This is a genomic window from Streptomyces sp. NPDC033221 (assembly GCF_055577005.1).
The window spans coordinates 1-17,379 of sequence record NZ_JBVIQN010000070.1; the positions used below are offsets into that span (position 1 = coordinate 1).

Annotated in this window: 25 protein-coding genes and 3 pseudogenes; 15 read left to right on the forward strand and 13 right to left on the reverse strand. The window is 67.9% G+C overall.

The window, feature by feature from the left end:
* A partial coding sequence (locus ACZ53K_RS41525) for an integrase core domain-containing protein (protein WP_468848009.1) occupies window positions 1-345 on the forward strand: 345 nt, incomplete at its 5' end.
* A 328-nt stretch (window positions 346-673) separates the two neighbouring features.
* Here the strand turns inward: ACZ53K_RS41525 and ACZ53K_RS41530 are convergent.
* The 4 genes from ACZ53K_RS41530 to ACZ53K_RS41545 all read right to left on the reverse strand — a co-directional run bounded on the left by ACZ53K_RS41530 (window position 674) and on the right by ACZ53K_RS41545 (window position 3,999).
* Window positions 674-1,096 (reverse strand): hypothetical protein, encoded by a 423-nt coding sequence (locus tag ACZ53K_RS41530; protein WP_468848012.1) that lies wholly within the window; start codon window positions 1,094-1,096, stop codon window positions 674-676.
* An 8-nt stretch (window positions 1,097-1,104) separates the two neighbouring features.
* The gene (locus ACZ53K_RS41535; protein ID WP_468848015.1) at window positions 1,105-1,743 is read right to left on the reverse strand and encodes a hypothetical protein; all 639 of its coding nucleotides are present in this window, start codon (window positions 1,741-1,743) and stop codon (window positions 1,105-1,107) included.
* Between the two features lie 636 nt (window positions 1,744-2,379).
* Window positions 2,380-2,712: a hypothetical protein gene (locus ACZ53K_RS41540; protein ID WP_468848018.1), complete on the reverse strand. Its 333-nt coding sequence runs from the start codon at window positions 2,710-2,712 to the stop codon at window positions 2,380-2,382.
* A 594-nt stretch (window positions 2,713-3,306) separates the two neighbouring features.
* Window positions 3,307-3,999 (reverse strand): hypothetical protein, encoded by a 693-nt coding sequence (locus tag ACZ53K_RS41545; RefSeq protein ID WP_468848065.1) that lies wholly within the window; start codon window positions 3,997-3,999, stop codon window positions 3,307-3,309.
* Between ACZ53K_RS41545 and ACZ53K_RS41550 the strand changes: the two genes are divergently transcribed.
* Entirely contained in the window at window positions 3,889-4,200 is a 312-nt protein-coding gene (locus ACZ53K_RS41550) for a hypothetical protein (protein WP_468848021.1), read from the forward strand. The genes ACZ53K_RS41545 and ACZ53K_RS41550 overlap by 111 nt on opposite strands.
* Window positions 4,201-4,369: 169 nt before the next feature.
* Window positions 4,370-4,798, forward strand: a pseudogene (locus tag ACZ53K_RS41555) (site-specific integrase); the annotation flags it as partial.
* A 48-nt stretch (window positions 4,799-4,846) separates the two neighbouring features.
* On the opposite strand, the gene ACZ53K_RS41560 reads toward ACZ53K_RS41555, so the two are convergent.
* The 4 genes from ACZ53K_RS41560 to ACZ53K_RS41575 all read right to left on the reverse strand — a co-directional run bounded on the left by ACZ53K_RS41560 (window position 4,847) and on the right by ACZ53K_RS41575 (window position 6,724).
* A complete protein-coding gene (locus tag ACZ53K_RS41560) occupies window positions 4,847-5,110 on the reverse strand; it encodes a hypothetical protein (protein ID WP_468848023.1) in 264 nt (87 codons plus the stop codon).
* Window positions 5,111-5,205: 95 nt separating this feature from the next.
* Window positions 5,206-5,700: a hypothetical protein gene (locus ACZ53K_RS41565; RefSeq protein WP_468848026.1), complete on the reverse strand. Its 495-nt coding sequence runs from the start codon at window positions 5,698-5,700 to the stop codon at window positions 5,206-5,208.
* 46 nt (window positions 5,701-5,746) lie between these two features.
* Entirely contained in the window at window positions 5,747-6,208 is a 462-nt protein-coding gene (locus tag ACZ53K_RS41570) for a hypothetical protein (RefSeq protein WP_468848028.1), read from the reverse strand.
* Between the two features lie 12 nt (window positions 6,209-6,220).
* Complete coding sequence (locus ACZ53K_RS41575) at window positions 6,221-6,724, reverse strand: hypothetical protein (protein WP_468848031.1); 504 nt, start codon at window positions 6,722-6,724, stop codon at window positions 6,221-6,223.
* Window positions 6,725-6,796: 72 nt separating this feature from the next.
* Here ACZ53K_RS41575 and ACZ53K_RS41580 point away from each other — a divergent pair.
* Window positions 6,797-7,345: pseudogene (locus ACZ53K_RS41580) on the forward strand (site-specific integrase); the annotation flags it as partial.
* A 141-nt stretch (window positions 7,346-7,486) separates the two neighbouring features.
* Here the strand turns inward: ACZ53K_RS41580 and ACZ53K_RS41585 are convergent.
* From ACZ53K_RS41585 to ACZ53K_RS41595, 3 genes and pseudogenes are all read right to left on the reverse strand, one after another.
* On the reverse strand, window positions 7,487-7,975 hold the full coding sequence (locus ACZ53K_RS41585; RefSeq protein ID WP_468848034.1) for a hypothetical protein: 489 nt from the start codon (window positions 7,973-7,975) through the stop codon (window positions 7,487-7,489).
* Between the two features lie 161 nt (window positions 7,976-8,136).
* A pseudogene (locus tag ACZ53K_RS41590) lies at window positions 8,137-9,817 on the reverse strand (DUF4158 domain-containing protein); the annotation flags it as partial.
* Window positions 9,818-10,963: 1,146 nt separating this feature from the next.
* Window positions 10,964-11,149, reverse strand: a complete 186-nt coding sequence (locus ACZ53K_RS41595) for a hypothetical protein (RefSeq protein ID WP_468848070.1) — start codon at window positions 11,147-11,149, stop codon at window positions 10,964-10,966.
* On the opposite strand from ACZ53K_RS41595, the gene ACZ53K_RS41600 reads away from it, so the two are divergent.
* The 7 genes from ACZ53K_RS41600 to ACZ53K_RS41630 all read left to right on the forward strand — a co-directional run bounded on the left by ACZ53K_RS41600 (window position 11,081) and on the right by ACZ53K_RS41630 (window position 14,836).
* Window positions 11,081-11,287 (forward strand): hypothetical protein, encoded by a 207-nt coding sequence (locus tag ACZ53K_RS41600; protein ID WP_468848067.1) that lies wholly within the window; start codon window positions 11,081-11,083, stop codon window positions 11,285-11,287. The two genes, ACZ53K_RS41595 and ACZ53K_RS41600, sit on opposite strands and share 69 nt — an antisense overlap.
* Window positions 11,288-11,502: 215 nt before the next feature.
* A complete protein-coding gene (locus ACZ53K_RS41605; protein ID WP_468848036.1) occupies window positions 11,503-13,323 on the forward strand; it encodes a hydroxysqualene dehydroxylase in 1,821 nt (606 codons plus the stop codon).
* Window positions 13,324-13,447: 124 nt separating this feature from the next.
* Entirely contained in the window at window positions 13,448-13,756 is a 309-nt protein-coding gene (locus tag ACZ53K_RS41610) for a hypothetical protein (protein ID WP_468848039.1), read from the forward strand.
* Between the two features lie 150 nt (window positions 13,757-13,906).
* A complete protein-coding gene (locus tag ACZ53K_RS41615) occupies window positions 13,907-14,119 on the forward strand; it encodes a type II toxin-antitoxin system CcdA family antitoxin (RefSeq protein ID WP_468848042.1) in 213 nt (70 codons plus the stop codon).
* Window positions 14,116-14,436: a type II toxin-antitoxin system PemK/MazF family toxin gene (locus tag ACZ53K_RS41620; protein WP_468848044.1), complete on the forward strand. Its 321-nt coding sequence runs from the start codon at window positions 14,116-14,118 to the stop codon at window positions 14,434-14,436. Before ACZ53K_RS41615 ends, ACZ53K_RS41620 begins: the two co-directional genes overlap by 4 nt.
* A 116-nt stretch (window positions 14,437-14,552) precedes the next feature.
* Entirely contained in the window at window positions 14,553-14,690 is a 138-nt protein-coding gene (locus tag ACZ53K_RS41625) for a hypothetical protein (protein WP_468848047.1), read from the forward strand.
* Window positions 14,687-14,836: a hypothetical protein gene (locus ACZ53K_RS41630; RefSeq protein WP_468848049.1), complete on the forward strand. Its 150-nt coding sequence runs from the start codon at window positions 14,687-14,689 to the stop codon at window positions 14,834-14,836. The genes ACZ53K_RS41625 and ACZ53K_RS41630 overlap by 4 nt, the downstream gene beginning before the upstream one ends.
* A 132-nt stretch (window positions 14,837-14,968) precedes the next feature.
* Here ACZ53K_RS41630 and ACZ53K_RS41635 read toward each other — a convergent pair whose 3' ends face one another.
* Window positions 14,969-15,229 (reverse strand): hypothetical protein, encoded by a 261-nt coding sequence (locus ACZ53K_RS41635; protein WP_468848051.1) that lies wholly within the window; start codon window positions 15,227-15,229, stop codon window positions 14,969-14,971.
* A gap of 273 nt (window positions 15,230-15,502) precedes the next feature.
* Between ACZ53K_RS41635 and ACZ53K_RS41640 the strand changes: the two genes are divergently transcribed.
* The 3 genes from ACZ53K_RS41640 (at window position 15,503) to ACZ53K_RS41650 (ending at window position 16,407) form a co-directional block, all read left to right on the forward strand.
* Window positions 15,503-15,637 (forward strand): hypothetical protein, encoded by a 135-nt coding sequence (locus ACZ53K_RS41640; protein ID WP_468848054.1) that lies wholly within the window; start codon window positions 15,503-15,505, stop codon window positions 15,635-15,637.
* Between the two features lie 140 nt (window positions 15,638-15,777).
* Window positions 15,778-16,035 (forward strand): YlcI/YnfO family protein, encoded by a 258-nt coding sequence (locus tag ACZ53K_RS41645; protein ID WP_468848057.1) that lies wholly within the window; start codon window positions 15,778-15,780, stop codon window positions 16,033-16,035.
* Window positions 16,036-16,407, forward strand: a complete 372-nt coding sequence (locus ACZ53K_RS41650) for a toxin Doc (protein ID WP_468848060.1) — start codon at window positions 16,036-16,038, stop codon at window positions 16,405-16,407.
* A gap of 97 nt (window positions 16,408-16,504) precedes the next feature.
* Here ACZ53K_RS41650 and ACZ53K_RS41655 read toward each other — a convergent pair whose 3' ends face one another.
* Window positions 16,505-16,630, reverse strand: a complete 126-nt coding sequence (locus ACZ53K_RS41655) for an EspF repeat-containing protein (protein ID WP_468848062.1) — start codon at window positions 16,628-16,630, stop codon at window positions 16,505-16,507.
* Between ACZ53K_RS41655 and ACZ53K_RS41660 the strand changes: the two genes are divergently transcribed.
* Window positions 16,605-17,042 (forward strand): hypothetical protein, encoded by a 438-nt coding sequence (locus ACZ53K_RS41660; RefSeq protein ID WP_468848072.1) that lies wholly within the window; start codon window positions 16,605-16,607, stop codon window positions 17,040-17,042. The two genes, ACZ53K_RS41655 and ACZ53K_RS41660, sit on opposite strands and share 26 nt — an antisense overlap.
* Window positions 17,043-17,379 lie beyond the last annotated feature (337 nt).

Here is a 17,379-nt window from a genome sequence, read left to right on the forward strand (position 1 = left end):
CGGGCCACGGCCTGGTTCGCCGCCCGAGGCATCACCATCGAACGTGTCCTGACCGACAACGCCTGGGCCTATTCCAAGAACACCTGGCGCCGCACTTGTCGCGACCTGGGCATCCAGCCGCGCTGGACCAAACCTTGGCGCCCGCAGACCAACGGCAAGGTCGAACGCTTCCACCGCACCCTGCTCGACGAATGGGCCTACCACCAGCCCTACACCTCAGACACCGAACGTCAGGCCGCCTTCCCCGACTGGCTCGACTGGTACAACTACCACCGACCCCACACCGGCATCGGCGGCCACACCCCAGCCAGCCGCGTCACCAACCTCCTCAAACAACACACCTAGCCGAACAGCCCGACGCGCGTACGGTGCCCCTCCGGGCTCTTCTGGGAGGGGCACCGTCGTATCCCCGTATCCGCCGCTGGCCGGCTTGCTCGTCGCTGACAACGCGACCAGGCGTCGTTGCCGGACCACCCTTGTCTGGTTCTTCGGCTCGTGTCGAGTCCTACCGTCTCGCCCCCACCAAAGTCCAGGGGGGAACAGGCTGGCGCCGCCTGCGGTCCCGGCCACTCGTCAAAAGTGACCAGGACCGGTGTGGTGGTCAGGCCAGTGTTTTCGCCGCCGGTGTCCAGTTGACGGAAAGGTGTTGCTGCATTCGGGTTTTGGAGTTTCGTCAGGAAACTCTCTCGAAGCGGAACTGCTGTGCGGTTTCCGCGGACACCGGAAGGTAGAGGCCGTCCTCGGCCCCCTGGCCGTTGACGCTGAAATCAACGCCCGCCTGAATGCCGGGGCCTGTGTTGAGCACAACCTCTATCTCTTGGTCCGCAGCGGAAGACGTCTTCTTCTTCATGGACCACGTTCCGCTCCCGCCGACGGTGGCGTTCGGGGTTCCGTCCGGTGCGAAGCGTGCGGGTATCTTCTCTCCGGTTGCCGTTCCGTCCTCATGCAGGGTCAGCTGGGCTCCGTGGGAGCCGGCCCAGGAGCCGATGACGTCACTGCGCTCCGCCGTGCCCGGCTTCATCGCGTCGATGGCGGCGAAGACCAGGAACCCCCCGGCGGCAAGCACCAGTACGGACGCCGCGATGGCCAGCGACACTTTCTTTTTCATCGGACGATCATTTCCTCTTCCCAAATAGCTTCCTGGACCTTTGTCCGGAATGGCCCGTCGATCTTGTCCGCTATGCCGGTCCACGGCATGCCGACCCACTTCTCGACGAACGGCCTGTATTTCCCGGGCGGATGCAGGAGGGAGTTGATGGTGGTTTTATTCTCAATTCGAATCCGCAATCTGGTCTTACCCGTTTTTGCGTCTCGCGAGAGGACGTCGAAATAATATTCGTATGAGCCGGCGAAGGTGGCGGACGAAGTGCCGTACTTTCCCCCGGTGCGCGCCACCTTCTCGAACCCGGTGAACCCGTACGTCAGCAGGTCGGTCGCATCGTCGACCAGCCGGCTCCAGCCTTCATGCCGCACCACACTGTATCCGCCGTTGTACATTTTAGGGTCTCCCTTGAGGACCTTTTGGCGGATCTCATCGCGAACAGTGTCCATCGAGTGGTCATTGCGGAGCTGCTCCGTGAACTCGTCTCCGGCGAAGAAGAAGTCCACCTTGTTGCCCGTTCCGGCCACCCACTGGATGCCGAGCTGGATCGCGCTCGGAGCGTTAGATCCTCCCTTGTTGTCCGCGCCGATGGTCAGCAGCTCCCGCCATGCCTGTAGCTGCAGACGCGTGACGTCTGACATGCCCGACTCCGCCTGCCGGGTCACCTCCTCTTGCTGTCGTCGGCGCTCCTCCTCATCGCGGACCTTGATGTAGTACGTCGCAAGAGTATTTCCGTATGCCTTCTCGGCCGCAGCGGCGTCCTTCCCGGCGGCTTCGGCCGAGGCACGGGCCTGGCGTGCTGCGGTATAGGCGGAGTCGGCGTCGGCGTTGGCCCGCAGCGCGGACGCGGATGCCCGGGACGCTTCGTACTCGGCTTTAGTGGCCTCATGTTCGGCCTGGGTGGCCGCGGCGTCGGCCAGGCGTGCCGACTTGTTTGCTGCGGCTGCCGATTCCTCAGCCGCCTTGGCGTAGTTGTCGGCTTCCGTGGCGTATTCCTGGGCCTTTTTCTGCGAGGCGTCGGCGTTGTCTGCCGCCTTTTTGGCCTCAGTCGCCCACTTATTGGCATTCGCCGCAATGACGGCGGCCTCGGCCGCGTTCTTCAGAGACTGAGCAGACCGCCAAGATCCCCGACAGGGTCAAGCTCAACGCGAAACGCCGGTCCCGACCACTCAAATCGAGTGCTCAAGACCGACGTCAAGCTGGGGCCAGGACTTATCCCAACGGTGTCGCGAGGCAAGGCGGTTCCCCTTCCGAGAGCTCGGAAGGGGAACCGGGGGTCAAGCAGCGCTGAACCAGCAGATGTTCACGAAGTCCAGCGGATCATTGTACTGCTTCATTTCTCTGGATACTCTTTGCAGGGCCTGGTCCCGGGGGAGGTTCCAGGGTACGAAGTCCTCATCCTCCTGGGAGCCGAGGTCGCCAATTTGCACTCCACGGTCCAGCATGTCGCCGATCAGCTGCAGGGTGACGTTTTGCAACTGTGCTTCGGTGCGGTCTTTCCCGGCGATGTTTTTGGCTGCGTCTCGGACTGGGATGAAGTACACGGGGGTCATTTCCGCATATTCGACGAGGTATTCGAGTTCTTCTTCGTATACATCTTCTGTCGACATTCCGGCCCTCTTAGTGTTTTATGTGGTAACGCTTCAGTCCGAGTTCCTTCTGGAGATCGTCGCTGAAGTCGGAGGTCGGGTCCATCTTACCGCCTGACGTGCTGAAATTGCGGTAATTGATATTCCCGCCTTCGAGCTCCGAGACCTCGACTGGGCCCTTTTTCGTTGGGATGATCTTGTCTGGAGCGCCGAGCTCCTTGCGAATGTTGTCGGCGACCTCTGACAGCTCATCAGGGGTGACCATGTGGACCGGCTTCCCTGGCTTGTCTGGCTTGCCGTAGGGCTTGCCGTCCTTCAGGACGGCATTGCGGGCCTTGGCGATCTTGCCGAGGCGGGAGGCTTCTGCCAGTTCCTTGGCATCCTTGAGGCCCTTACCGGCAAGGTTGCCGGCAAGGCCGGCAAGGCCGGCAGCCTTGCCGGTGGGTGTAAGGGCCACGGCGAAGGCGGCGCACCGTGTGACGGTGGGGTCCTTGATGCACTCTTCGAGGTCGGTGAGGGAGGACAGCTCCTTCAGAGCTTCCAGGTGTTTCTTGCCGAGGTCCTCGATGGCATCGGTGTCCACATAGGCGTCGTCCTGGGTGAGGAGGCAGCCCATCATGCCGCCCTTGCCGTAGCCCGCAGCCGGAGCGACGCACGGCGTGCCCTCCTTCTCCTTCGCCTTTTCGGCCTCCTTCCTCGCCTCTTCGGCGCGTCGCTTGGCTTCGGCGACTTCCTTGCGCCGCATTTCCTCGACATCGACCCAGGCCGCCGAGGCGATCTTGGAGGCTTCCTCAGCGTCCTTGCCGGCCTGATCGGCGGACCGGCGGGCGGCGGCTGCTGCGTCGTGCGCCATCTCAGCGGAGTTGCGCGCGTAGTTCGCCGAGAATTCGGCGCGGGCGGCAGAGGCTTCGGCAGCCCGGGCATCGCGCTGGGCGGCCTCGGCGGCGTTGCGGGCGGTGGCTGCCGACCTCTTCGCCTCGGCGGCGGATTTCTCGGCGGCCGTGGCTGATGCGGCGGCGTCCTGCCGGTAGCCGTCGGCCCGCTGGGCGGACTTCTTCGCCTCGGCAGCCGCCTGGTGTCGGCGTCGGCCTGGGCATTGTGGGCCACGGCTGCCGCCTGGGCGGCGTGCCAGGAGTTCTCCCGGGCCCGGGCCGCGAGCTTGGACGCCTCGGCGAGCAGGCCCTTCATCTGGGTGATGTGGGTCTGGGCGAGCTGGTCCTTGCGGACCGCCATGTACTGGCCGACCTGGATAAAGCTGTGCAGCTGCTCCGGCATACCGGACAGGGCTATCTTCGCGGCCGCCTGCAGCTCCGGGCCGCCGACGCTGACCAGTTGCCCGCGCGGACCCGCTCATCGGCGGTGCGCGACAGGTACTGGCCGCTGTTCAAGAAGGCCAGGAGCTTCTTGGCCGAGCCGGCCTTGAGAGCATCCTTGGAGGCTTCCTTCACCGCAGATCCGCCGATGCTGTTCACGGGGGTTGAGGAACATCCATGCCAGATCGTGCGCTAAGCCCGGATCGCCGCTGGTGGGCACCTGACGGGACGTCGGCGCGGCGGTGGCCGTGAAATCGTTCCACAGGTAACGCCCCATTATCTGCGGTATCATTGAGCGCGACCTGCGGGGACGTCTTCCGCACGCTGCGTGAAGCGGCCCTGTTATCTGCGGCAAGGGAGAGACGGTGCCCGCGGTCCTGCTGCTGCCGACCGGGAAGGCGCTGACCGTCCGGACGGCGGCCGACACCTTCCTCGACTCGCTCGCCAACCCGGACACCGTCCGGAACTACGGCATCGCGGTCGGGAAGACCGCCGAGCGGATCGGCGAGGGCCGCCCGCTCGCCACGGTGGCGGACGACGAGATCGGCGAGACGCTGGAGCTGCTGTGGGGCAGCTCGGCGGTCAACACCTGGAACGCCCGCCGCGGCGCGGTGCTCTCCTGGACGAGCTGGTGCGCCGAGCGCGGCTACGACGGGCCGGCGGTCCCGGCCTGGGCGAAGCGGATGCCGCCGCCGGACTCCGACACCCCGGTGCGCTCGAAGATGGCGATCGACCGGCTGATCGCCCGCCGCGACGTCCACCTGCGGGAGAAGACCCTGTGGCGGATGCTCTATTCTCTGAACTTTGCCATCGCGGCGTAGGGCAGGCGATGTTGGGATGCTTCAGGCGTCGCCGGGCGCGGGCCTCTCGCTCGGACTCCTTGTGCTCCCGGCGTGAGTCACGGTAGGGATGCCGAGGTCAACAACGCTGTGGTTGGCCGGACGCCGGTCGAGCTGTGCGAGTTTCTCCTCGGCACCGGCAAGGCTGATCTTCAGTCCCTCGACTTCGCCAAGCCATCCTTCGCGTTCAGCCTCCGCGATGCGGGCGTGAAGGTTGTCGCGGATCTCGACGAGCCGCATCCGCTGGTCGGGGTCGGGCCACAGCATCGGACATCTCACACAAGCTTCTCTGAACTATCGCTTGGTTCCCGCCGAATGAGCTGTCGAGCTCATCCATATCGGTAGGCGCGAACCTCACGACTTCAGCACATCTTCCCGATCTTCAATGCTCGCGCCCGCTCTCCACTGTTCTCCGGGTGGATGCGCTCGGCCAGGCAGTGCCGGTGGGAGATGATGGTGTGGCTTCCTGGACCGTCGCTGCTGCGGGAGTCCAGGACGAGGGCGTCTCCACCTGGGCCCAACGTGATCGGTTCACCACAGAAGTCGCAGCTCCAGACAAGCGACTCCAGGTCGGCAGGTCGGATGGTGAGCCGCACTGATACCGGCGGATGCCAGCGGTGGATTTGCTCGATCACTGCATCGATCTGTGAACCGACGGGTGGAAAGAGCGCGAGTAGTTCGTCGTGGCTGCGCGTGGTCTGGGAGAACTGCTGGATCATGTCGATAGAGGCCGACAGACCGGTGTTCTCGTAACCAACGATCTCAACGAGAACACCCCATGGGTGATGGCTGAGGACCCTGACCTGCACCTTCTGGCCAGGCATGAGCGCCAGACTGTGCGTCTCGAACCTTTCCATGAACCGCTTCCCATCCCTTAGCCCAGCAGACCGCGGCTGGTGGCGCTCATGCACGCGTGTCGTCGACGTCGGAGCCGATCACCGCACTCAGGGCCCGCAAGGCGCCATCGTATTGGTGACGGTCGAACTGGAACGGACCGAATGCCACATAGTCGCGGGTCTTGCGGTGCGGTTGCTCAAAGGCGTCCCAGGTCACGAAGTCGGTCGTCGCGGTGATGCGGGCCATGAGGGGCCAGCATCCCCACTCGCCGCATTCACAACCGAGAACGGGTGTCTTCGGCCCCATCGCGTTGGTGGACCGTCCGAGGAAGTGATCCTGCATCGGGCCGAACCGGAAGAACTCCGGAATCAGACCGCCGTAGGCGTCGCCTGCGGGCTGCATCCCGGCGGCGATCTCGAACCCGTCGATCAGCTCGGTAAGTGGTGCTCCGTCGATGCGGGGGACGATCACGAGCGGGCCGCCGTCGCCACGATGCTGGCAGTCGAACCGGATGTCATTACTGGTCATCCAGTGATTGTGTCAGCGAAGCCGTTTCCCCCCGCCTGGGTGGATTGAGCTGCGGCTATGCGGGTTGAGCACCGGGCCGGTGCCCACGTCGCGGTGGAAGTCGTAGAAGGTCCGCAGGACCGTCTCACTGTGCGTACGGACCGACGGCGCGTATGGCTTCCCACCCGGCTTCCACTGCCCGACATGATCAGCCTGACGGCGCCAGTGCGGACGCCGAGGCTGGCCCGCGAGCTGCAGCCAGCGGGAGAAGTCCCTCGCCTCGATCCGGCTGGCTCGGTCCCACGGTACCTCGACGGCCCACAGGAAACGGAACCAGCGCAGCAGGTCCATTCCATACGAGCGCTGGGTCGTTGCCGGTCGCCCGATCGCCTGCAGATCCCGCAGGAACCCGGCTGCACCTTCGACCGGCTCACCGGCCGGGCCGACGAGCCGGTAGGGCTCCCACAGATCGTTCGTGGCCACCAGCTCTCCGGCCAAGGGCACGGACAGGGCCGCCAGGTCTCTCGATGACTCCACGGCCAGACCAACGATGACCCTGCCAAACAGTCACTGACCTGCAAGAACATCACAAGTAGTTCAGTCAACAGGTACGAGACGTGCGCCCGCTCCGAGGAGGTCCTGGACGTCAACATCGAGGACCTGGACCTGGCCGGCCGCCGCTGCCCGGTGAAGTCCAAGGGCGCCCAGCCGAAGGTCCGCCGCCGAGGCGCCGCCCGCTCCGACTACGTGCTGGAGACGGTGTTCTGGGACGCGGGCACCGCCCGGCTGCTGCCCCGGCTGCTCAAGGGCCGCACCCGCGGGCCGGTGTTCGTCACCCACCGCCGCCCCGGCCCCGGCAAGGTCGTCTCGGCCCGGGACGTCTGCCCGGACACCGGCCTGGCCCGGCTCTCCTACGGCCAGGCCCGCGCGCTGCTCGACCAGCACACCGCGTTGGCCGGCCCGGGCACCGGCTGGGACCTGCATGAGTACCGGCACTCCTCCTTGACCCACCTCGGCGAGCGGGGCGCATCCGAGCTGATGCTGATGGCCAAGTCCCGGCACAAGAAAGTGGAGAACGTCCGCCGGTACTTCAAGCCGTCCGCGGAGGCCATCGCCGAGGTAACCAGTCTCCTCGCGCCCGGGGACAGCCGACGCTGAACCGTTGCAACGCATCCCTGTCCGGCTGGGCCAGTGCCTGCGCGCCCGGGAAGCCACGAGCGGCTTGAGAGCACATAGTTCCCCGAAGCAGCCAACAGGACCAGGTACCGGAAGCTCCTGCGAGCTGAGCCTTCGCGGAGGTCAGTCCCGTGCAAGCCATCCCTTGACGTTCTCGGCCTCATCCCTCGTAAGCTCGCCGTCCCTGAGCATGAACTGGGCAAACTTCCGGATCGCTGAAGCCCGGTGAGGACGCGGCACCGCCAAGACCGACATGTACCTCTCGTAGGTCGTCCCGACGATGATGACGCCCCCAGACGGTGACATCGTGGCGAGTCCATTTCTCGCGGGCCCGTTGATGGTGGCGCCGTTGGACCCGGCGACGGTCCAATTCTCCTGAAGTCGAACGCGTGCCCAGTAGAGGTCACTGTCGTATGGATCGTCGTGCAGATTGACCAGGAGGAGGAACTCCCCCCTATCTCCGAACAACCCGAATCGCGATGCCAGCTCAAACCAGGCGTCGTCGACCTCCTGGAGAGGATCGGGACTGTCGTATTCGACAACGATGTCGACGCGCCCGTCCTGCAGGCCACATGACGTTGCATGAGCCGCCTCGGGCGGGCAGGAGGTCACCGTTTGCTCGATGGCGAGCAGAGTGACCCCCGACGAGGCAAGCGTCGCGGACAGTTCCTCAAAGGTCTTCAGGACTGGCTCCCATCAGCAACACGCGGAATCGAACTGAACGAGCTTCCCATAGTCGCGCCTGGGCCCGTCGGCCCCGCCCTGAGCTTCGCCGGGAGCCGGGCGGCGACATCCCGGTAGGTGCCGTCCAGCAGCACGGCCCGCGCCGCCAGGTGCTCGGCGGCGTTGCCCGGCAGGCCGAGAGAGGCCAGCACGGTGGGCCGGGCCTGCTCCCACGCCTCGCCGGCCAGCAGCTTCGCCCGCGGGTCGCTCCACTTCGAGGAGTTCACGGCGAAGACCTCCTTGCGCCGCAGCAGCCGGTGCACCTGCTCCAGCACGCAGATGCTGTACGCCTTCCAGTCCACCTCGCCCGGCTCCAGGTGCGGCGCCGAAAGCACCAGCCGCTTCCACGACCCGGCCAGCAGGGCGGTGTCGATCTCGGCCTCCACCACCTTCTTGCGGCCCATCAGCTCCGGCAGCGACAGGAAGGCCCGCAGCGCCCGCGCCCCCTCCGCGGTCGCCTCGAAGTCCACCACCTCCACCAGCAGCTTCAGGAACGGCCGCACCGTGGAGAACCGGGACACCAGCATCCGCCGCCACGCCTCGTCCGCGTCCGAGTCCAGGGGCGGAGCCAGCTCGACCATCGCCGCCACCGCCGCGGCGAGCTCCTTGCGCGGCACCACCGCCTCGATCGCCTCCCACATCGCCGCCAGCGTCGCGACCTTCGGCGCGGTGATCTCCCCGGTGGAGGTGTCCACCTGTTCGGCGGTCTCCTCCAGCACCACCTGCAGCGCGGCGGCGAGCTTCGCGCCGGCCCGCTCCACCTTCGGCAGGGTCTTCAACTTCTCCTTCGCCGTCTCCCGCTCCGCCCGCGCCAGCAGCCTGGTGGCCACCAGCACGTCCAGCAGGTCCAGCGCGTCGTCCACCGCCCGGGTGGTCAGGTGCACCGCGGTGGCCAGCAAGGTGGCCAGGCGACGCGCGTCGCCGTGCCGGCGCAGCAGCGACGCCTTCCCGTCCACCCCGTACCGGGACAGTTCCACCAGCCGGCGCGGCGGCACCCCGGCCACGGCCACCTCGCCCATCCCCAGCCTGGCGATCTCCTGGGCCCGCTCCAGCGCGGCCTTCATCTGCGGCCCCGCGCACCGGCCCGCGCCGCAGCCGGTCCAGCTCCGAGACCCGCGCCCCATCCGGCACCGTCAGCAGATCGTCCAGCGCCGCCCGTTGCCCAGGTGTCAGCAGGCCGTGCAGCGTCTCCCACAGCCGCTGGTTCGCCCCTCACGCACCGACGCCACCAGTCGGGCGAACCGGCCTCACCCCGGGCAGCAGCACCCGCCGCTCGCGCAGCCACCCCACCGCCGCGTCGAACAGCGCCTTCGGCCCCTCCCCGGTCGTCCAGGCCCGCGCGTCCAGCCACACCACCAGCTCGTCCCGGACCTCGGCGAAGTCCCGCCAGCCGCCGTCCTGCTGGATCTCCCCCGCGTGCGAGCGGGCCGTGCCGTCCCGCTGGCCGTACTCCGCCAGCACCGCAGCGTCCGCGATGCCCAGCTGCTCGGCCAGGTACTCCGCCACCTCCGCCGGCACCTGCCGCGGGTCCGGCATGAACCTCCCCAGGAAACGCACCGTCGTCAGCTGCACCGCGAAGCCCAGCCGGTTGTGCGCCCGCCGCTTCGCCTGCACCTTCTCCCGGTCCGCGTCGTCCAGGAAGAAGAACCGCTCCAGCTCCGCCCGCGCCGGGGCGCCGTAGAACGCCCCGTACCGGGACGCCTGCTCATCCGTCAGAAACTCGACCTCCACAACAGCCCTCCGAAGATCGACAACATCGACCCGCGAAGGTTCAGGCCCACGATCAGCCCAGGTCAACGGCCTCCAACGACCGGTCCGCCCTTAGCGCACGATCCGGCATGGATGTTCCTCAACCCCCGCGTCCGGCTCCGTCCGCCCGTACGGCGGGCACGCGGGCCAGCCGAACCGTCGCTCCGGTGAGATGACGAGCGGAGGGCACGACGTGCACAACTTTGCCCTCGCCGCAGCAGAAGCGACTCGCAGCCTCCCTTGACCTCCAATGCGTTTTAGCCGATCAACGTCTGGCTGATGCCCAAGAAGGGCGTTAGTGTTAGCCGCATGCGCAAATCATTTTTCGAATTTGTGGGCGATGACACTATGCGCCGAACCAAGAAAGTGCTCTTTCTCGTCGAGCGCCCTGGGTTATACGCGGCCAAAGTTGAGCTCACTCGGTATTTTCACCCGCAGCTCACTTTATTGATCCAAAAAGTATCCCCTGAGAGGCGACTGAAGGCGCTCAATGAAATTTACGCAATTCGGCATGAGATCGCCGAAGCGGCACAGGCGGTCCGAGTGGTTCCCCAGAGTGCACCGCTAGGAATCCGGGTAACCTGCCCACTTTCTTTGCGACCATTACAGAGTGGCGATCCAAGTGTCAGTCGCGAAGACGGCCGCTTGTGGGTAATGAATGCGTATCGAACCCTAGGCGTATCGATTGCGGCTATTCTCGGGGGCTCCGACCTTTCGGCGGGTAGATCCGTAGAAGCGCTACTCGAAGAAGTAGTTAATGAGCGTCACGGGAGTCCCCTGGTGCAGCCTAAGGCGTCTGACGTGATGAAACAGGTGACAGCCACGGCCTCCATTACGGTCCCGACGCCGCGGACTGGCCAGACGGAACCGTTCGCCGTCACCTCTGGAGCCGGGAATGCTCCGTACTTGCAGTGCCCTGTTTGCGCTCTACCGCTCCTGACGCCAGGGCGTTCCCGTCACCAGCAGTGCGAGACCAGGGCAAACGCGCCGGAGGTCAGGGGTGAGCAGGCAGGAACAGCCCCAGCACCCATGGCCGCGTATCGGCGGCTGGTCGCCAAGGTCGAAGCGCGAGAATGGGGCGTTCACGGGCAGCGACGAGAAGCGACGAGTCGAGATCCGGTCAGAATCTCAGCGGCTCGGCAGGCGGTGCTGCTTCGGTGCCTGGGGCGTTGCGAGAATCCGAAATGCGGCGGACAGCCGCTTGATGTCACAGATGAAGGTCAACCGATTCTCGAAGTCGATCACGTGCAGCGAATCACTGAAGGAGGGCGCGACCATCCAAGCCAAATGATTGCTCTTTGCCCGAACTGCCACGCAATGAAGGAGCGTGGACGCAACCGGAAGATACTGCAAGCAGTTCTCGCGAATACCGCTAAACGTCAACATGCTCTTTGGGTCGCAGGTTCGAAGGCATCGCATGCCACGTTCCGCGAGAATCCGCGCCACGTGTGACGCCCAATGCCGCTGGCGGTCTCCACACCTCACCTGCGGCATCGCCACCCCGGGGCCTGACGCGCCGCACTTGCCGGCGACCTCGCCGCACCACAAGAGGGCGGCGACCATGGCGCGTTGCGGTCGGTGCCCCGGTGCCGGCTGTTCTGTTCTTCCGCGCCCGTGACTACTGTCGCCTGCCCTATCGGGAGCTACCGGAATGGCAGGAGTGACCCATGACGGACGGACAGCACGGACACCGGGACCCGGCCGGGAGAGCGGCCCAGGGCCCTGGCCGCAGGCAGGTGTTGCGGTACGGAGTGGTCACGGCGGGTGCCCTGAGCGCCGCGGTGCTCCCCGACGCCGTGCCGGCGGTCGCAGCCAGGGGCCGCCAGGGCCGGTCGGTGGCCGTACTGGGCGGCGGCGTCGGCGGGCTGACCGCCGCACACGAGCTGGCCGAGCGCGGCTTCCAGGTGACGGTGTACGAGCGCAAGGCGCTGGGCGGCAAGGCGCGCAGCATCCCCGTACCCGGCACCGGCACCGGCGGGCGGCGGGATTTGCCGGGGGAACACGGGCACCGCGGGGTGTTCGGCTTCTACCACAACCTCCCGGACACCCTGCGGCGCATCCCGTACCCGGGCAACGCCCACGGCGTCCATGACAACCTCACCTCCGTTCCCTGGATCGCCTTCGCCCGCGACGACGGACGGGCCGACCTGCCGATCCCCACCACCCCGTTCGAGGGGCGGACGCTCGACGTGGACGCCCTGCGGCGCATGCTGGTCGGTGCCGTGCAGCAGCTCTTCCATCTGCCGATGCACGAGGCCGCCTTCTTCGCCCGCCAGCTGGCCATCCTGATGACCAGCAGCAGGGAGCGCGCGTTCGGGCAGTGGGAACACATCAAGTGGCTGGATTTCCTCGCCGTCGAAGGCAAGTCCGCCGAGTACGCGAAGCTGTTCGGCGGCGGCGCCCAGGTCATCCAGGCGCTCAAACCCGAGGACGCCAGCAGCCGCACCTGCGGGCAGGGTGTGGAGGCGATCCTCTTCTCCCTGCTCCAGCGCGGTACGGACGGCCCCTCCAACAGGATCTTCAACGGTCCGACCAGCGAGGCGTGGATCGACCCGTGGGCGCGGCACCTGCGCAGCCTCGGGGTGCGCTTCACGATGGACCACACCGTGGACGCCCTCGAACTGAGCGGGGGCCGCATCACTGCGGCCCGCGCCGCCACACCCGCCGGTCCGGTCCGTATCGAGGCGGACTGGTTCGTGGCGGCCGTACCGGCCGAACGCGCGCGGGCGCTGTGGAGCGCGCCGATCCGCGCGGCGGACCGGCGGCTCGCCGGCATGGACCGCCTGCGTACCACGTGGTCGCACGGCATCCAGTACTTCCTGCGCCGTCCCGTCCCGGTGGTGCAGGGGCACGTGGCGTACATCGACTCGCCCTGGTCGCTGGTGTCGATCAGCCAGTCACAGTTCTGGCGGAGCGACTTCCCGCGCACCTGGGGCGACGGGCAGGCGCGGGACTTGTTCTCCGTCGTGGTCTCCGACTGGGACGCCCCGGGCGCCCTGTACGGCAAGCCCGCCAAGCGGTGCACCCGTAAGGAGATCGCGGCCGAGGTGTGGGCGCAGATGAAGGCGGCCCTGGAGGACACCGGGCGCACCTACCTGCCGGACGACGTCCTGCACTCGTGGTTCCTCGACCCGGCCGTCTCCGGGACCGGCGGACCCGAACCGGCCAACGACGAGCCGTACCTGCTCAACGACGCGGGGTCCTGGGAGCACCGCCCCGACGCGGCGACCGCGATCCCGAATCTGTTCCTGGCCGCCGACTACGTGCGGACGTACAGCAATGTCGACTTCACGTCGATGGAGACCGCGAACGAGGCCGGCCGGCGCGCCGCGAACGGGCTGCTGGACGCCGCAGGCTCGGACGCCGGCCGCGTCCGGCTGTTCGCCGGGTACCGGCCGCCGGAATTCGAGGCGGCCAAACTGCTGGACGCGACCCGCTACCGGCTCGGTCTGCCGCACATTCTGGACACTCCATGGCCGTTGCCGTAACGGTGCCGATGCCGGCCCTCTCCTGATCCGCCCCCAGAGCTCGCCGCGGCTGTCCGTATCGGGGGCGGGTCCCCGTCAGCGCAAGCGTCCGAGATGGATCACGCTGACGCGGACCTGCCGGTCATTGATCTCGTACAGCACCCGGTGCCCCCACGCGGATGCGCAGGACGTCGGTGCTGCCGAACGCGCCCTCGAGCCTCGGCTCGGCGGCGAGGCGGCCGACGGCGCTGAAGACCTGCCGTACGCCGGCGGAGTCGTCCTCGGCGAGGCGCTCGGCAGCGAAGATACCGGCCGAGTGAGGTTCACCTCGTCGACGTACGGCAGGGGATTCGGTGCGGTCGACGGTCAGGCCCGCGCCGACGCCGCGGTTCCTGCCGTCATGCGTGCCGACGCCGACCTCGTACGCACCGTACGGGCCAGCATCGACCGCTGAGCCCTGCCGCTCTCTCCTGGCCCAGCACGGTGAGCTGCTGGAAAGTCATGATCAATTGCTTGGCGTTAACGGCTCACCAGTACCAAGCCCACAAATCCGCTCGGTGCGCGGCTGTGCGCCACGGCGTCATACACGAGTATGCTCAATCGTATGACGACCCGTACGCGCACCACGGTCAGCCTGCCGGCCGATCTCCTCGCTCATGCCCGCGCCGCCTCCGGCGGCAATCTGTCGGCCTACATAGAGCACGCGCTGCGGGCCCAGCAGCTTCGGGATGCGGCCCCCGCCGTACGCGCCTGGCGCGAGCAGGCCGGAAGCGACACCGAGGAGCTGGCCGACCTCTTCGGCGAGGACGTCGCGTGACGGCCCTCGCCCGCGGCCAGGTCTGGCGTGTGCAGCTGGCCACCAAGTTCCGGGCGGTGGTCATCGTTGAGTCGGACGCCGCCCTGGAGGCGCTGCCCGGCACCGCCGTGTGCATGATGATCGACGAGACCCGGGGCGCCCCGGACACCGTGGTCACCATCCCCATGGCCCACCCGGTGCGCGGCGCCGCCGTCGCCATCGACCTCACCGCGCTGACCGACAAGCGCCTGAGCGCCGGGGAGTTCCTCGGCACCGTGAACGCCGAGACAATGGACCGGATCTCCGCCGCCCTGCGCGTCACCTTGGACCTCACCTGACGGAAGCCGAACAGCCACACCCCCGCCCGGCCGGGGCGGGGGCTCGCCGCACCGGCCGGTACTCCCACAGCTGCGGCGAAGTGAGATGTAGCCGTGCGTGACGGTCGTCGCGGACGGTGGTTCCCATAAATGACCATCTGCTGGACGCCGCAGGCGACGAGGTGACGGACACGCTCGTTGAACAGAGCCAGGAGACGAACGACGTCGTGGCGGCGCTGCTGGCGCAGGCCCGGCATGAAGGGGAGGACGCATGATCCCGATGCCGCCGCACCGTACGAAGGGGCCCGGCGTATTCGGCGCTACCCCCGAGCACCCGGTCGGGCCGTTCGGCTGCCGGCCCCACCCGGACGACGAGCCGGAGACCGACGCCGACCAGGACGAGCAGCAGCAGGGCGCGTGATCCTGCCAGGCGGCTGTGCCTGGTGCGGGGCACGGCTGCCGAGGGAACGCATCGCCGCGGCGCCCGGCGGCGTACCGGGCCCGCAAGGCCGCCGACCGCAGGCTCGGCGCAGCGGACCGGGTGCCGCCCGGGCTACAGGGAGAGGTACTCGCGGAGCTTCCCGCGGACCATGGGGCGTGCGTCCCCCAGGGCGAAGGGCAGGGTGGGGAACCGCTCGCGCAGTTCCTCGACGGTGAGCGGGGCGCTGAGCGGCAGGGCCGCCTTCTCGCCGCTCTCGTCCCATTCCCAGCGCCCGTCCTTGACCTCGCGGACGCGGACCACGGTGCCGTCGGCGACGTAGACGACGAGTCTGCGCCGAGCGGGTGGGCGGGGCCGTGCCAGGTGCACTGGCACTCGGCGCGCAGCGCGGCCGGTCCGCCGGGGTGCAGGTCGAAGGTGACCAGGCCGGTCTCCTGCCAGGCGTGCCCGTTCCAGATCCGGCGGTCCGGTGCCCCGCCCGCGTCCAGGGCGCGGGCCAGGCCCTCATGATGGCGTAGTCCGTCGCGGTCGTCGTCGCCTACGGCCAGTACGCCGACACCTGCCCGGTGCACTGCTGGCTCGCCTGGCGAACGGCCAAGCTCGCCGCGGGCGCCACCCCGGGCGGCCCACGTATCCGCCCGTCGACCAGTGGGGCACCTCGGCAGCCGGCGGCTGTCCCCGGTCGGCTGCGGCCGCGCGATGGCCCGCGCCGCCGAGGACGCCGGCCTGGATGCCCGCATCACCGGCCACTGCGGGCGCCGCGACGTGCTCGCCACCGGCTGAGCTCGCGTCTCTCCTTGCTCTGTTTCCGCAAGCCTGTCGCATTGAAGCCAGGGGAGTGTCGGTGGCCTGCCACCTCAGCAGAAGAACCCGGGTTATTCCGAAGCCGCGCCTTGCTGTACGCCGTGCTGTACGGTCGGGGTATGTCGAAGCCCGTGACCATCCGGGTCCCCGAGGAACTGCATGCTCGGCTGCAGGAGCGGGCCGAGGCCGAGGGCACCACGGTGACCGCCCTGATCACCGAGGCCGCGCGCAACGCGGTCCGCGACCCGCGCCTGGAAGGCGCCGCGGAGGTCTTCCGGCAGTTCGTCGCCCAGAACACCGACGCCTTCGACGCGGCCTTCCCCGACGACGCCCCCGCCCGCCTGGACGCTGCCGGTACTGCAAGGCGGGCGGCCTGAGTGGAACTGCACATCGACATCCGCTGGCTGCTGGAACGGCAGGCGGAGGTGCTGCCCAAGCACCCCTCGGTCCATGACTTCTCCGGTCTCGTGGCCGCTATTGCCCGCCACCGTGTCAACACCCCGCAGGTCAATGTTGCGGTCGACAGTGCCTGGCGCGCGGCCGCGCTCATGCACGCCGTCATCCGGCTGCGCCCGCTGCCGGCCCGCAACGCCCTGTACGGCGCCGCGGTCGCCGTGGCCTACATGGACGCCGCGGGTGAGGGCATCGATCCGCCGTACGGCGCGCTGATCGACCTCGCCCGGGACATCGAGGCCGGCCACACCGACGGCTACGACGCGGCCGACCGCATCCGTTCCTGGAGGGTCTGACCACTGGTCCGGTCACGGCCAGCGGGCTGTCGCACGTAACGTCAGCGGCCTCCACCAGCCTGATCACCTCGCGTTCAGCGTCCGCCCTCAGCCGCCATCACTTCGCGTGGTGGGGCGGCCATGGGTCGATTTCCCGTATGAGTACGATGTGCCGAATAGGGCGGGACGTGGGATTTCTTACGGGAGGCGTCGGCCTGATGAAGTTCGGGGCTCGGGTGGCCATCGGGGTTTCGGCGGCGATCGTTGTGCTGATGCTGGCCGGCGTGGCCTACATCTCCCTGTTTGTCGGGTGGGGGCCGGGGAGGGCGGAGCGGGGCGACGTTGTCGGTACCTGGACCGGGCCGCGCGGCGCGCAGGTGACATTGCGCGAGGACGGGTCCGCGACCGCGACGAAGGTGCCCAGCGGCTACAGCGGCTACCACCCGGTCCACGCCTTCAGCGGTGAGGGCACGTGGACACTGCGGAATCCGGTGGACTTCCTCGGGGATCAGGAGATCCAGGTCGAGGTCGGTACCGGGCCGGGGCAGCGCGTGACCATCGAGCTGGTGGTCGACGGCCGAGGGGCGCGGGACGGTATCCACGTACCGGTGTCCGCGGACTCGGCGCTGGGCATCGACTTCCGGAAGGCTTCCTGACGCCGATCGGTACATTCTGGTGCCCTGTCCGCGGCGCCCGGACGCCCCCCGGTGTTCAAGAGGTGGTGGTGGGCGGGGTCGTCACGTTCGCGGAGCCCGCTACCCCCTGGGGCCACCCGTCATCCTGGAACTGGACCGCTCCGACGGCCCCTACGGAGAGCTCGTCGCGCTACTGACGGCCGGATGGCTCGTCGAACTCTAGCCGCATCGCGTGGTGTTGGAAGGACCATGTTGACAGACCGCCCTTAGACGCCGTCTCATGTGGCGGTCTTGTCCGCTGCGCGGCCGTAGGCGCTTGGGGTGCGGACGGACGGCCTGTCAGGCTGGGCAGCTGAGG

What these genes read in the sequence shown, in the direction of transcription:
- ACZ53K_RS41535 (WP_468848015.1), bottom strand. Translation starts at nt 1,743, where the DNA reads ATGTCAGACGTCACGCGTCTGCAGCTACAGGCATGGCGGGAGCTGCTG.
- ACZ53K_RS41540 (WP_468848018.1), bottom strand. Translation starts at nt 2,712, where the DNA reads ATGTCGACAGAAGATGTATACGAAGAAGAACTCGAATACCTCGTCGAA.
- ACZ53K_RS41560 (WP_468848023.1), bottom strand. Translation starts at nt 5,110, where the DNA reads ATGCTGTGGCCCGACCCCGACCAGCGGATGCGGCTCGTCGAGATCCGC.
- ACZ53K_RS41565 (WP_468848026.1), bottom strand. Translation starts at nt 5,700, where the DNA reads ATGGAAAGGTTCGAGACGCACAGTCTGGCGCTCATGCCTGGCCAGAAG.
- ACZ53K_RS41570 (WP_468848028.1), bottom strand. Translation starts at nt 6,208, where the DNA reads ATGACCAGTAATGACATCCGGTTCGACTGCCAGCATCGTGGCGACGGC.
- ACZ53K_RS41605 (WP_468848036.1), top strand. Translation starts at nt 11,503, where the DNA reads ATGACGGACGGACAGCACGGACACCGGGACCCGGCCGGGAGAGCGGCC.
- ACZ53K_RS41615 (WP_468848042.1), top strand. Translation starts at nt 13,907, where the DNA reads ATGACGACCCGTACGCGCACCACGGTCAGCCTGCCGGCCGATCTCCTC.
- ACZ53K_RS41630 (WP_468848049.1), top strand. Translation starts at nt 14,687, where the DNA reads ATGATCCCGATGCCGCCGCACCGTACGAAGGGGCCCGGCGTATTCGGC.
- ACZ53K_RS41645 (WP_468848057.1), top strand. Translation starts at nt 15,778, where the DNA reads ATGTCGAAGCCCGTGACCATCCGGGTCCCCGAGGAACTGCATGCTCGG.
- ACZ53K_RS41660 (WP_468848072.1), top strand. Translation starts at nt 16,605, where the DNA reads ATGAAGTTCGGGGCTCGGGTGGCCATCGGGGTTTCGGCGGCGATCGTT.
- ACZ53K_RS41655 (WP_468848062.1), bottom strand. Translation starts at nt 16,630, where the DNA reads ATGGCCACCCGAGCCCCGAACTTCATCAGGCCGACGCCTCCCGTAAGA.